Annotated in this window: 10 protein-coding genes; 7 read left to right on the top strand and 3 right to left on the bottom strand. The window is 61.9% G+C overall.

All coding sequences use genetic code 11. The features are described 5' to 3' along the window. Positions 1-3: 3 nt before the first annotated feature. From sufB to CJEIK_RS05085, 6 genes are all read left to right on the top strand, one after another. A complete protein-coding gene (gene sufB / locus CJEIK_RS05110; protein ID WP_005294778.1) occupies positions 4-1,446 on the top strand; it encodes a Fe-S cluster assembly protein SufB in 1,443 nt (480 codons plus the stop codon). Positions 1,447-1,451: 5 nt separating this feature from the next. Next, positions 1,452-2,663 carry a Fe-S cluster assembly protein SufD gene (gene sufD / locus CJEIK_RS05105; protein WP_005294776.1) on the top strand — a complete coding sequence of 404 codons (1,212 nt, stop codon included), beginning with the start codon at positions 1,452-1,454 and terminating at the stop codon, positions 2,661-2,663. A gap of 45 nt (positions 2,664-2,708) precedes the next feature. Beyond that, the gene (gene sufC / locus CJEIK_RS05100) at positions 2,709-3,464 is read left to right on the top strand and encodes a Fe-S cluster assembly ATPase SufC (RefSeq protein WP_005294774.1); all 756 of its coding nucleotides are present in this window, start codon (positions 2,709-2,711) and stop codon (positions 3,462-3,464) included. A 79-nt stretch (positions 3,465-3,543) separates the two neighbouring features. Further along, positions 3,544-4,797: a cysteine desulfurase gene (locus CJEIK_RS05095; protein ID WP_034964927.1), complete on the top strand. Its 1,254-nt coding sequence runs from the start codon at positions 3,544-3,546 to the stop codon at positions 4,795-4,797. A 70-nt stretch (positions 4,798-4,867) separates the two neighbouring features. Continuing rightward, positions 4,868-5,329: a Fe-S cluster assembly sulfur transfer protein SufU gene (sufU, locus tag CJEIK_RS05090; protein WP_005294770.1), complete on the top strand. Its 462-nt coding sequence runs from the start codon at positions 4,868-4,870 to the stop codon at positions 5,327-5,329. 10 nt (positions 5,330-5,339) lie between these two features. Next, on the top strand, positions 5,340-5,747 hold the full coding sequence (locus tag CJEIK_RS05085) for a metal-sulfur cluster assembly factor (protein WP_005294769.1): 408 nt from the start codon (positions 5,340-5,342) through the stop codon (positions 5,745-5,747). Here CJEIK_RS05085 and CJEIK_RS05080 read toward each other — a convergent pair. Beyond that, positions 5,744-6,826 carry a lycopene cyclase family protein gene (locus tag CJEIK_RS05080; protein ID WP_005294766.1) on the bottom strand — a complete coding sequence of 361 codons (1,083 nt, stop codon included), beginning with the start codon at positions 6,824-6,826 and terminating at the stop codon, positions 5,744-5,746. The two genes, CJEIK_RS05085 and CJEIK_RS05080, sit on opposite strands and share 4 nt — an antisense overlap. A gap of 401 nt (positions 6,827-7,227) precedes the next feature. Here CJEIK_RS05080 and CJEIK_RS05075 point away from each other — a divergent pair, with 401 nt between their 5' ends. After that, complete coding sequence (locus tag CJEIK_RS05075; protein ID WP_005294765.1) at positions 7,228-8,859, top strand: ABC-F family ATP-binding cassette domain-containing protein; 1,632 nt, start codon at positions 7,228-7,230, stop codon at positions 8,857-8,859. A 16-nt stretch (positions 8,860-8,875) separates the two neighbouring features. On the opposite strand, the gene CJEIK_RS05070 is transcribed toward CJEIK_RS05075, so the two are convergent. Continuing rightward, positions 8,876-9,619 (bottom strand): glutamine amidotransferase, encoded by a 744-nt coding sequence (locus CJEIK_RS05070; RefSeq protein WP_005294763.1) that lies wholly within the window; start codon positions 9,617-9,619, stop codon positions 8,876-8,878. A gap of 34 nt (positions 9,620-9,653) precedes the next feature. Beyond that, positions 9,654-13,052: an indolepyruvate ferredoxin oxidoreductase family protein gene (locus tag CJEIK_RS05065; protein ID WP_005294760.1), complete on the bottom strand. Its 3,399-nt coding sequence runs from the start codon at positions 13,050-13,052 to the stop codon at positions 9,654-9,656. Positions 13,053-13,210 lie beyond the last annotated feature (158 nt).

Below are 13,210 nucleotides of genomic sequence, written 5' to 3'. Positions count from 1 at the left end.
ACCATGACTCAAGCTGCACAAACACCTGAAACTAAGCCGCAGACCGACGAAGAGATCATCGATTCCATCGGCGCGTACGGCTATGGCTGGCACGATTCCGATGCCGCCGGTGCCTCGGCCCGCCGTGGCCTTAACGAGGACGTCGTCCGCGACATCTCTGCAAAGAAGAATGAGCCGGAGTGGATGCTAAAGCGCCGTCTTAAGGCTCTGGATATCTTCGACAAGAAGCCGCTACCAACGTGGGGCGCAGACCTCAGCGATATCGACTTCGACAACATTAAGTACTTCGTTCGCTCCACCGAGAAGCAGGCTCAGACCTGGGAGGATCTGCCGGAGGACATTAAGAACACCTACGACAAGCTGGGCATCCCAGAGGCCGAAAAGCAGCGTCTGGTTGCTGGCGTGGCCGCCCAGTACGAGTCCGAGGTGGTTTACCACCAGATCCGCGAGGACCTAGAAAAGCAGGGCGTAATCTTCGTCGATACCGATACGGGTCTGCGCGAGTACCCCGAGCTGTTCGAGGAGTACTTCGGCACCGTTATCCCGGCTGGCGACAACAAGTTCTCTGCACTGAACACGGCAGTCTGGTCCGGTGGTTCCTTCATTTACGTACCGAAGGGCGTGCACGTGGATATCCCACTGCAGGCTTACTTCCGCATTAACACCGAGAACATGGGGCAGTTCGAGCGCACGCTGATCATCGTCGACGAGGACGCGTACGTCCACTACGTCGAGGGTTGCACCGCGCCGATTTACAAGACCGACTCCCTGCACTCCGCAGTGGTCGAGATCATCGTGAAGAAGGGCGGGCGCTGCCGCTACACCACGATCCAGAACTGGTCGAACAACGTCTACAATCTCGTCACCAAGCGCACGAAGTGCGAAGAGGGCGGCACGATGGAGTGGGTCGACGGCAACATCGGCTCCAAGGTGACCATGAAGTACCCGGCCGTCTGGATGACCGGCCCGCACGCTAAGGGCGAGGTGCTCTCCGTGGCTTTCGCCGGCGAGGGTCAGTTCCAGGACACGGGCGCGAAGATGGTGCACATGGCTCCGTACACGAGCTCAAATATCGTCTCCAAGTCCGTCGCCCGCGCCGGTGGCCGCGCTGCCTACCGCGGCCTGGTGCAGGTCAACAAGGATGCACACCACTCCGCCTCGAACGTCGAGTGTGACGCGCTGCTGGTCGACTCCATCTCCCGATCGGACACATACCCATACAACGACATCCGTAACGATCACGTGACGCTGGGCCACGAGGCCACCGTCTCGCAGGTCTCCGAGGATCAGCTGTTCTACCTGATGTCACGCGGCATCGAGGAAGAAGAGGCAATGGCGATGATCGTCCGCGGCTTCGTGGAGCCAATCGCTAAGGAGCTGCCCATGGAGTACGCCCTGGAGCTCAACCGTCTAATCGAACTGCAGATGGAAGGATCGGTGGGTTAAACCAAATGACCACCCCACTCAACGAAACCGAAGCGACTATCACACCGGTTCAGGCTGGTACGGATCACCAGACCAAGGGTGACCGTTTCACCTCGTTCTCGGCCGCGGACTTTGCCGTGCCGCGCGGTAAGGATGAGGATTGGCGCTTCACCCCGCTGCGCGAGCTGCGTGGCCTGCACGATGGCTCGGCCGTAGCTGGCAAGCGCGCTGCGGTTGCTGTCGGTGTTTCTGATGATGACGCCCCGAGCGTCAGCGTCGAGCAGCTACAGACGGGCGATGAGCGTCTTGGCCGCGCGGGTGCTCCTGTAGACCGTGCCGCAGCCCAGGCGTGGGAGAACACTGAGTCGGCTGACTACGTACGTATCTCCAAGAACACGGCGCTGAAGGCTCCGGTGACCGTCACCATCGACGGCCCGGGGGAGGACGAGGTCTCCTACGGCACCCTGGTTGTGGAGCTCGAGCCCCACGCTGAGGCCGTGGTGTTTGTCCGCTACGAGGGCTCCGGCGCTCATTCTGACAACGTCGAGTTCGTCGTCGGCAACGGTGCAAAGCTGACCACCGTTGTATTCGAGGACTGGAACGACGACGCGGTACACCTGTCAAACTCGCACATCCAGGTTGGCCGCGATGCAACCGTGCGCCATTACTACGCGGCCTTCGGCGGCCACGTGGTGCGCTCCGTTCCGCACGTACGCTACACGGATACCGGCGGCGATGCTGAGCTGCTGGGTCTGTACTTTGCGGATGCAGGCCAGTACTTCGAGCAGCGCCTGCTGGTGGACCACTCGATCCGTAACTGCCGCTCCAACGTGCTGTACAAGGGTGCGCTGCAGGGCGAGCCTGAGAAGGGCAAGGATGCCCGTGAGGCACGCACGGCATGGATCGGCGATGTGCTGATCCGCCCAGATGCCACGGGCACCGACACTTATGAGAAGAACAACAACCTGCTGCTGACCTCCGGCGCACGGGCAGATGCAGTGCCAAACCTGGAGATTCAGACCGGCGAGATCGTCGGCGCGGGTCACGCCGCAACCGTCGGCCGCTTCGACGACGAGCACATGTTCTACCTACAGTCCCGTGGCATCGACCCGGCCAGCGCGAAAATGCTGATCGTCCGCGGTTTCTTCACCGACGTCATCAAGCGCATCCCGGAGGAGTCCATCCGCGAGCTGCTGGAAGACAAGGTCGAGGCCGAGCTGCAGCACACGGTTCTCTAATTTCATTCCCCCTGTCAAACACCCAAAGAAAGCTTTTTACACACCATGAGCACTCTGGAAATCAAGAACCTGCACGCGCAGGTCGTCCCCGCCGACGAGAACGAGGATCCGAAGCCGATCCTGCACGGCGTGAACCTGACCATCAACTCCGGTGAGACCCACGCCATCATGGGCCCCAACGGCTCCGGCAAGTCAACCCTGTCGTACGCCATCGCTGGCCACCCGCGCTACGAGATCACTGAGGGCGAGGTACTGCTGGACGGCGAAAACCTGCTGGATCTGGAAGTCGATGAACGCGCTCGCGCGGGCCTGTTCCTCGCTATGCAGTACCCGACCGAGGTGCCGGGCGTCTCCATGGCAAACTTCCTGCGTTCTTCCGCTACCGCCGTGCGCGGCGAGGCACCGAAGATCCGCGAGTGGGTTAAGGAAGCCCGCGGTGCGATGGAGGAGCTGGCGATCGACCCGTCCTTCTCCGAACGCTCCATCAACGAGGGCTTCTCCGGTGGCGAGAAGAAGCGCCATGAGATCCTGCAGCTGGGTCTGCTGAAGCCGAAGTTCGCAATCCTGGACGAGACCGACTCTGGTCTCGACGTCGATGCGCTGCGTGTCGTCTCTGAGGGCATCAACCGCTACCAGGAGCGTGAGAACGGCGGCGTGGTAATGATCACGCACTACCAGCGCATCCTGAACTACGTGAAGCCCGACCACGTGCACGTCTTCGCCGGCGGCCGCATCGTGGAATCCGGTGGACCGGAGCTGGCTGAGCAGCTCGAGGCCGAGGGCTACGACAAGTTCATCTAGGTCCGCTCTTTAACTCCTTCAATCCGTTTAAATCCAACCCTGCTCGGCCCAGCCTGAACTGGGCAGAAAGTGTGAACTTGTGAGTTCAAACAGTTCCTTGGACATCGCGAAGATCCGCAGCGACTTCCCAATTCTTTCGCGCACCGTGCGCGACGGGAAGAAGCTGGTGTATCTGGATTCCGGGGCTACCGCCCAACGGCCGGTACAGGTGTTGGATGCAGAGCGGGAGTTTTTGACTACCCATAATGCCCCGGTGCACCGCGGTGCCTACGAGATAGCAGAGGAAGCCACGGAGTCCTACGAGTCGGCTCGCGAGGCTATTGCGACCTTCGTCGGCGCCGAGGATCGGGAGATCGCGTTCGCTAAGAACGCCACTGAGGCTCTCAACGAAGTCGCCTACATCCTGGGCGACCACCGGGCGGGGGAGTTGCAGGTCACCGAAGGCGACGAGATCGTCGTTTCTGAGCTAGAACACCACGCCAACCTGGTGCCATGGCAGGAGCTCGCCCAGCGTACCGGTGCGACGCTGAAGTGGTATTCCGCCACTCCAGATGGCCGCATAGACCTGGAGAGCCTGGAACTCAGTGAACGCACAAAGGTAGTTGCGCTGACGCACCAATCGAACGTCACCGGTGCCGTGCTGGACGTCAAGGAGGCCGTACGCCGCGCCCGCGAGGTTGGGGCGATCTTTGTCCTGGACGCCTGCCAATCAGTGCCTCACATGCCCGTAAACTTCCACGATCTGGACGTGGATTTCGCAGCCTTCTCCGGCCACAAGATGCTGGGGCCTAACGGCGTCGGCGTGCTTTACGGCAAGGCACAGCACCTCGATCAACTTCCGCCCTTCCTGACCGGCGGATCGATGGTGGAGAAGGTCACGATGGAGCGCACGACCTTCACTGAGGCTCCCCAGCGTTTCGAAGCGGGTACACAGATGACTTCCCAAGTCGTCGGCCTGGGCGCCGCCGTGAGGTACCTGGACGAGCTGGGGATGGACAACGTTGCTGCGCATGAGGCGGAGCTGACGGCCTACGCCCTGGAGCAGCTGCAGACTATCGAAGGCCTGCGGATCATTGGTCCCACCGAGTCGAATGATCGCGGTAGCGCCCTAAGCTTCGTCGTTGAGGGGATTCACCCGCATGATCTAGGCCAGGTCGTCGACGATCAGGGTGTGTGCATCCGCGTGGGCCATCACTGCGCATGGCCGGTGCACACGTGCATGGATGTGCAGGCTACCGCCCGCGCCAGCTTCTACATCTACAATGACCTGTCGGAAGTCGACGCACTGGTCGCTGCCATCCGCAAGGCTCAGGAGTTTTTCGGCACAGCATAGAAGGAACAGCGGAGAAAGCACAGCGGTGAAATCGGCGTTTAAGCACAGCAAAAAAGGATTCTAGGCCCCTATGAAACTTGAGCAGATGTACCAGGAAGTGATCCTGGACCACTACAAGCACCCACAGCACGCGGGCTTGCGCGAGCCTTTCGAGGCTGAGGTGCACCACGTCAACACCTCGTGTGGCGATGAGCTCACGCTCCGCCTGCACCTCAGCGAGGACAACCAGACTGTCGAAGATATCTCCTACGACGCTGTCGGATGCTCGATTAGCCAGGCATCCACCTCCGTAATGGCCGAGGAGCTAGTCGGCCGCCCCGTCGCGGAAGCCTTTGCCAAGCTAGCTGAGTTCGAGCGCATGGTCACCTCCCGCGGCAAGATCGAAGGCGACGACGAAATCATCGGCGACGGCATTGCCTTCGCCGGAGTCTCCAAGTACCCTGCCCGCGTGAAGTGCGCCCTGCTCGGCTGGAAGGCCTTCGAAGCCGCTGCCGCCGAGGCCGGCGTTAGCGCTAACACAAACAAAGAGTAAGGAACCCACCATGACTGAGAACGCAGAACCCACCGCCCCGGAGATGGATCCCTCGCCACTGGACAAGGCCCCAGAAGGCCCGTCGGAACGCAGCCCGGAAGCCATGGCTCTAGCGGGCAAGGTCGAGGAACACCTACTGGACGTTATCGACCCGGAACTCGGTATCAATGTCATCGACCTGGGCCTGGTCTACGACATCTGGATTGAGGACAAGACCGCCGTACTGAACATGACCCTGACCTCCCCGGCCTGCCCGCTGCAGGATGTGTTGGAGGATCAGGCGCGCGATGCGGTGATCAACAACGTTGACGAGGTTTCGGATCTAAAGATCAACTGGGTGTGGAGCCCGGCCTGGGGCCCGCACATGATCAACGAGGAAGGTCGCGAGCAGCTGCGTTTCCTCGGCTTCACGGTCTAAGCCGAGTACAACCTCCGCCACACCGCCCGGCCCACCGACCACGGCTGGCGAAATAACGGGCGGAGGAATTCATGGCGCAGCCCGGTTCCCTTTCTCAGCACCCACATTGTGCGCGCCACTGCCAGCCCGTCGCGCCCGCTCAAGTACGCCAATTGCGCCTGTGTATCCAGGTCAAAGAAGTGTCCGAAGAAGTCCTGCAGTACGGCGCCATCGGCCCGGGCGATAAGCTCCCCGCCAACCTGCCGCAACAGATACGCCAGCCACCCGCCGGTGCGTTGTCCATCTAGGAAGTCATCGGCACTCTCCAGGGCATGCCCCAGCGAGTAGCCCGTCGCGGGATTGATGAAACCTGCTGCGGCGCCGAACTTACTTTCTTTATGACGCCGCCTGGTCCCCATCGGAATCGCGACCAGTTCTTCGCGCAACACATTCTCAGCACCTAAGCGCCCTATGCGGTCTGCCAGGCGCACCCGCAGAACCTCGAACACTTCCTCCTGTTTCACTGCGTCAGCGCTACAGTGCGCGGCCAGGATCGTTTCCTCATACAGCCAGCCTTCATCCGTACGCTGAACGTAGCAGAAGCTGGGCAGGCAATCCCCAGCCTGAGTAACCGTCCCAGTCCAATCCATGAAGGTAGGAGTGGATTCTGAAGGGGCGTCAGTAAGAGGCAAGAACCATCCGACCGCCAGTTGCCACAGAGCGGTGTCCGTCCGTGGGGCGCCGGTGCAGTCGACGGCATTTTCACCTTCGGGCAGTGGACTGGCTTCGATGCGCAGATTCGAGCAGCGCAGCGCCTCGGCTACAGCCCGCTGGTCCAGCATTCGATAGCTAAACCCGAGCGAGCGGCGGGTGAGGGGAGTACCCGCGACGACCTGCAGGGGCTCCGGGGCCGCGAAAAGATGGTCAGCCCAAGCGGGAATCTGCGTGGAAAACACCCCATAGGTACCGGGAAACGGGTTTGAACTGTGGACGTCGAAGGCCGGATCATACGCGGTGACGTGAAAGCCGCGCTGTGCAGCTCTAATGGCCAGGAGTGCGCCAGCCGGCCCGAGGCCTTTAAGCACGAGCTGCTGGGTCACTTATAACCTCCGATTCGAGATCCCTACCCCCGAACTTACATAGCCGTGTTTTTCTTATCACTTCTTCAGTAATCTCGTTGGTCTAGTTGCATCAACTAAAGATATAAGAAGACTCTAATAGAATGAGAAGTGCCGCAAGTTCAGGTTTCAGTTTAGGGTTTGGGGGACAGGCCACAGATCAGGTGTAACGCTTGACCTGCGGGCATCAAAAGCAGTTTCTAACATAAACGTTGTCCTACTCGGTACGAACATACCGAAAGGTGGGGCACGAGAAGAAGACAACCCCGTCGGTGGCACACGCCGGCTGCGACTCGGGAGTATGGGGGACCCGGGCAGCGCGACTCCGGCGTTCATGGGGTGGGAAGGGTCGCCGACGGGGATGGCTGATAGGCTTCTTCCTTGTGATTGTTACTAATGACCTCGAGGTTCGAGTGGGGGCTCGAACCCTGCTGAACGCCCCTGGGCAGCATCTACGTGTGCAGCCCGGCGATCGCATCGGCCTGGTCGGCCGCAACGGTGCGGGCAAAACCACCACCATGCGCATCCTGGCGGGCGAGGGCGAACCCTATGGGGGCACCGTCACGCGCAGTGGCGAAATGGGCTATCTGCCACAGGACTCCAAAGAGGGAGACATCGAGCAGAGCGCGCGCGACCGAGTGCTTTCCGCGCGTGGACTAGACCGCATCCGGCACTCCATGGAACGCCAGCAGGAGATCATGGAGACGAGCGAATCCACTAGCCAGCGCGATGCAGCGATCCTCAAATACAGCCGCCTGGAAGAAAAATACCACGCCCTCGGAGGCTACGAGGCCGACAGCGAAGCCGCGCAGATCTGCGACTCGCTGGGACTACCCGAGAGGGTGCTAGACCAACCGCTGAAAACTCTCTCCGGTGGTCAGCGCCGCCGTGTGGAGCTGGCGCAGATCCTCTTTGCGGCCACCGCAGGCTCCGGTCGTTCGCAGACCACCCTCCTTTTGGACGAGCCGACCAACCACCTGGACGCGGATTCCATCACCTGGCTGCGCGGTTTTTTGGCAAAGCACGAGGGTGGGCTCATCATGATCAGCCACGACGTAGAACTGCTGGATGACGTCTGCAACAAAATCTGGTTCCTCGACGCGGTCCGCGGAGAAGCAGACGTCTACAACATGGGCTGGACCAAATACAAGGACGCCCGCGCGACCGACGAGGCACGCCGTCGCCGCGAGAAAGCCAACGCAGAGAAGAAGGCCAGCGCGCTGAAGCAACAGGCCGAGAAGCTGGGAGCGAAGGCCACCAAGGCGAAGGCCGCTAAGCAGATGGCCGCCCGCGCGGAAAAGATGCTGGGCAATCTGGACGAGATTCGCGTCGAGGACCGCGTGGCCAACATCAGCTTCCCGGAGCCAGCACCGTGCGGCAAAACTCCCATGAATGCCAAGGGGCTGACCAAGATGTACGGCTCCCTGGAAGTCTTCGCCGGGGTGGATCTAGCCATCGATAAGGGATCCCGCGTGGTGGTGCTCGGCTTCAACGGCGCGGGAAAGACCACCCTGCTGAAGCTGCTAGCCGGAGTGGAACGCACCGACGGCGAGGGCGGCATCGTCACAGGCCATGGCCTGAAGGTCGGCTACTTTGCACAGGAGCACGACACGATCGACCCGGACAAGTCGGTCTGGGACAACGCCATCGAGGCCTGCCCCGATGCCGGCGAGCAGGACCTCCGCGGTCTACTGGGCGCGTTCATGTTCTCCGGCGAGCAGCTGGAGCAGCCCGCCGGCACTCTATCCGGCGGCGAGAAGACTCGCCTGGCCCTGGCCACCCTCGTCAGCTCCCGGGCGAACGTGTTGCTCCTGGACGAGCCAACCAACAACCTGGATCCGCAGTCGCGCGAGCAGGTGCTCGACGCTCTACGCACCTACACTGGCGCAGTTGTGCTGGTTACCCACGACCCAGGCGCAGTGAAGGCCCTGGAACCCGAACGCGTGATCGTGCTGCCCGACGGGGTAGAGGACCTGTGGAACGACGAATACATGGAGATCGTCGAGCTAGCCTAGCCTGACCTAGCCTGACCTAGCCCACCATCCCCAGCGCACTGCGGGAGTACTCCACAAACCGCCGCAGCAGCGAGTTCGCCGCCGCCGTATCCTGCCCCTCAAAACGGGCGTAGGTCTCCGCGATCTCCGCTGGGTCGCAGTATCCCTCGTCTTCATAGAAGCTGAGGCGCCGGGTAATGCCCGCGGCATCCATCTCCGGGTGGAATTGGCTGGTCCAGACGTTTTCGCGGTAGCGGTAAATCTGCACCGGGCAGGTTTCGCCGGTGGCCAGTAGCGTGGCTTCCTCCGGCACGCGCACCACCGAATCCTTGTGTCCCGTCAGCGCGGTGAAGCGGTCGGGGAGCGCAGCCGTGATGGGGTCGACGCGCCCGGCGTCAGTAAGAGAAACCTCGCTAGTGCCGGCCGATTCCGAGTACTGGCTATTAACCTCGCCGTCCAGGTAGTGCGCCAGCATGGAGGTGCCGTAGCAGGTGGAGAAAATGCCGAAGCGCTGCCGTTCGGATTCGACCTGAATGAAGTCCACCAGCTTTTGCGAGATCGCTTCCTGCCACTCCACATCTACCGGGCGAGTGATCGTAAACGGCGAGCCGCCAATGAACACGCCCTCCACGCCGTCGAAGCTTCCCAAGTCCGCGCCTGGGTTATCCAACGGTCGCTGCTCAAGCTCGGCGGGGGTAAGGCCACTGTAGCTGAGGAAGTCGGCGTATTCCGCAGCGAGCACCTCGGCGCCGCTGCGGGGGCATAGCAGTACGAAAGTCACATTCGTTACTATAACAGACCGCTTGGTCTATTTGCTATTTTTTGACGCCCGCGCGCCCCAACTTTTGCAGCAACTCCTGCGCACTGTCGATCTTCTTTTGCTCGAATCCCCGAACTCCGTCGGCCTCAGCCGCCAGGGAAGCTAGCTCCGCAACCTGCTCAGGCGTGTGCAGGTTCCGTGCCCGGCTCAGGATCTCTTCCCGGTAGACGCTCACGAGTTTGCGCTCCAGCTTGCGCACCTCCGCGTAGCCGAAAATGTCCAGGCGTGTGCCACGCAACCCCTTGGCTTTGGCCAGCGCGCTGAGCACTGGACGCATCCGCGGACCGAGGCCGATCTTGCGGTTCAACCCCAGTGCACGCAGTACCGGTGGCTGGAATTGTACCGTGACCTTGCCGCCCTTTTGGGCCTCCGCGAACCCAGGGTCCAACGCCAGGCGGGCGACTTCGTATTCGTCCTTGTATGCGGAAAGCTTGTGCAGTCCAGCGGCGAAGCTGCGGGTCAGTTCGGCGGGAGCATCCGGGTTCACGCGCCGCTCATGGGCGTAAACCGCGCGTACATCGGTCAGGTAATCCTGGGCATCTTGCTCGGAGCCCCAACGACGCATCTCGTCCACATACACCGCAACTTCATCAACCAGGCTCGGCTCCAGCATCTCTTCGATCTGCCCTCGAGTGTGGTCAAGGGGCTGAACTTGCTGGTACTGGGCGTAGTCGGGCTCAACACCCATCAGGTCGATGAGTGCCTCCGGTCGGCTCACCAGCTGGCGGCCACGACGGAAGGCCTGGATGTTCGCCTCGGCCTTCTTTCCGTTGATCCGCAGCGCCTTCTCAATCGACTCCGGGGTCACCGGCAGCGCACCGGCCTGCACAGACGCGCCGATGAGCAGCATGATTTGGAAGGTGGATTCGCCGAAGAGCTTGGTGGATACGCGGATCGCATCGGTGATGATCGCCCGCTTAGCGGCCTGTCCCAGCGCGCCCGCGATCTGCACGCCGTCGGGGCGGGTCGCCTTAACGTCCGTGCACATCTGCCCCGTGGGGGTCGCGGAGTTAGACAGCACCGCAACCGTGCGCGTTGCGTTGAGCACCGACGTACTGGCGTCTTCCGCACCCGTCACACCGTCCAGTGCGATCAGCAGGTCCGCGCCACCACGCGGCACCGTCCCCGTGTGCTGGCCAATGCTCTTAGAGATGCGCAGATCGGAAAGCACCGAGCCACCCTTCTGCGCCAGGCCCGTCATGTCCGTGCCCCGCACCGCAAGTCCATCGAGGTGTGCGGCGGTGGCAATCACGGCCGAGGCGGTCATCACTCCCGTGCCACCCACACCCGAGATCCGTATGTTCCACGGATGCTTGCTGTCCAATACGCTCTCCGGCACCGGGTCGAGTGCGGAGGCGTCAATAGGCGGCACCTCACGCTTCTCCTCGACCGCAACGACGGTCGTGAAGGCTGGGCAATCTCCGGACAGGCACGAACGGTCGGTGTTACAGCTGGTCTGGTCCACGCGGGTCTTGCGGCCGAACTGCGTGTCCACCGGCTGCAGGGACAGGCAGCCGGACTTTTCGCCACAGTCACCACAGCCCTCGCAGATGCGCTCGTTGATTACGATCTTCTCGGTCTCCTGAGCGCGCTGATTTCGGTTACGGGCGCGGCGCTTCTCCGCGGCGCACTCCTGATCGTGGATCAGTACCGAGACCCCCTGGAGCGCCTCTAGTTCCTTTTGCACCTTGGCCAGATCCTCGCGCGGGCGCACCTGCACCCCGGATCCCCGCAAAGCGCGGCGCGTACGTCGCACATCATCACTGGTCACTACGATCCTGGCCGGGTTCTCGGCCCGCACCATGTCGACCAGTCCCGCCAAGCTCGGCTGCCCCACGGGATCCTGGCCGCCCGTCATCGCCACTGTCCCGTTGTGCAGAAGTTTAAGCGTTGCGTTTACCTTTGACGCCACCATCGCCCGCAGCGCCAACGATCCCGAATGTAGAAACGTTCCGTCGCCCATGTTCTGCACGAAGTGTTGTTCGGACACGAAACTGTGCATGCCGATCCAGTGTGCGCCCTCGCCACCCATCTGTGCGGTGCCCATGATCTTGCCCACACGCTTGTCGTCCATCAGCATCACCATGGCGTGGCAACCGATTCCGGCACCCACCAGCGTGTCCTCGTCCGCACGGGTGGAGAGGTTGTGCGGACAGCCAGAGCAGAAGTGGGGCACGCGGTTGGGGACCGCAAGCGGCAAGGAAATTCGCGTAGGCCCGCTGGTCACCCCAGCAACCTCGATGCCCTCATTGCGCAGTAGCTTGGGCAGCTGCTTCAGCGGGTCGTTTACGTGCTCGATCGCGGGGCGTACCGGGAGATCGTAGAGGCAGGCGCGGACGGATTCCAGTAGGTGGGTGCCGAGTTCTTCGGCGATCACTAGCGTGTCCAGCCCCTCACAGAAGCGCTCTAGTTCCTGCGGGTCCAGCGGGTAGGTCATTGCCAGTTGCAGTACTCGAACGTGCGCTTCGCCTACAACTTCCGCAACCTCCAAGGAGGTATTGCCCGCGCAGATCACGCCCACACGGTCGCCGTCTCGCACACCCCACCAGCGATTCAGGCGGTGCTCACGGGAGTATTCCAGGGCGCGTTGCAGGCGCTCACCCACGCGCGTGTCCTCCAGGTCCAGCAGCCGCTTACCCAGCAGACGGGCCTCCGGCACATGCTCGCCGCCGCGCTCTAAGCCGCGGGCCTCAGTGGCAGTACGGATTGCCTCCAGATCCACGCTGGCAGAGCCATCAGCCACAGGGGTGGTGATGCGCAGCGCCGTCCACAGGCCGCTGTAGCGGGACATCCACACCGCGTGAGTACCGAGGCGCAGAACGTCACCCGCGTCCGCCGGTACGAGCGTTGGCAAGCCCAGATCCGCGAGGATTCGCCCGGAAGCCGAGGGGATCGTCGAAGATTTCGCCGTCGGGTCATCGCCCACGAAAGCGACCGCGCCGCCCGTTCCGCTGGTGCCCGTCATGTTCGCGTGGCGGAGTGCATCGGCCGCCCGATCCAACCCTGGCGCCTTGCCATACCAGTAGCCGACCACGCCGTCGATGCCTTCCTTGACCGTCGCCCGGTCCGTCATCTGCGACCCTGCAACGGCGGTGACGCCCAACTCCTCGTTGACAGCAGGGAAATGCTGCACATCAAACTGGTCAAGCAGCGTTTTGCGGCGCCCCAGCTCGAGGTCGTATCCACCGAGCGGGGAGCCTTCGTAGCCGGAGACGAAGCTAGAAGTCTTCAGCCCAATCTCGCGGTCCGCCTCCGCGCGGTCCAGCACAGTGCGCACAAGCGCCTGAATGCCAGTCAAGTGGATGTGTCCAGTCTTCTCCCGGTAGCGCGACTGAGTGTAGTCGGGGAGGTCCTGGACGGTGGAAATTGTGTCGGGGATGAAGGTGGAGGTCATCGCTGTTCACCCTTTCGTACGAACTGTCAGTTTGTGGTTTGAATCACATTAAGTGACAGCGAACCCCACTAGGTAGCACCTACGGACAAATAGTTCACTTAGCAAAGGTTTTTTAGGTTCCAACCCTAAAAACTAAGCCAATGGCCTAAAATCCCACC

It is taken from the genome of Corynebacterium jeikeium, assembly GCF_028609885.1.
Lineage (GTDB): Bacteria > Actinomycetota > Actinomycetes > Mycobacteriales > Mycobacteriaceae > Corynebacterium > Corynebacterium jeikeium.
Note: the sequence above shows the minus strand (reverse complement) of the source record. Positions and strands in the feature narration are given on the sequence as shown.

Bases quoted from the DNA above. Each gene is read 5' to 3' on its own strand.
- sufB (WP_005294778.1), top strand. From the start codon at position 4: ATGACTCAAGCTGCACAAACACCTGAAACTAAGCCGCAGACCGACGAA.
- sufD (WP_005294776.1), top strand. From the start codon at position 1,452: ATGACCACCCCACTCAACGAAACCGAAGCGACTATCACACCGGTTCAG.
- sufC (WP_005294774.1), top strand. From the start codon at position 2,709: ATGAGCACTCTGGAAATCAAGAACCTGCACGCGCAGGTCGTCCCCGCC.
- sufU (WP_005294770.1), top strand. From the start codon at position 4,868: ATGAAACTTGAGCAGATGTACCAGGAAGTGATCCTGGACCACTACAAG.
- CJEIK_RS05085 (WP_005294769.1), top strand. From the start codon at position 5,340: ATGACTGAGAACGCAGAACCCACCGCCCCGGAGATGGATCCCTCGCCA.
- CJEIK_RS05065 (WP_005294760.1), bottom strand. From the start codon at position 13,052: ATGACCTCCACCTTCATCCCCGACACAATTTCCACCGTCCAGGACCTC.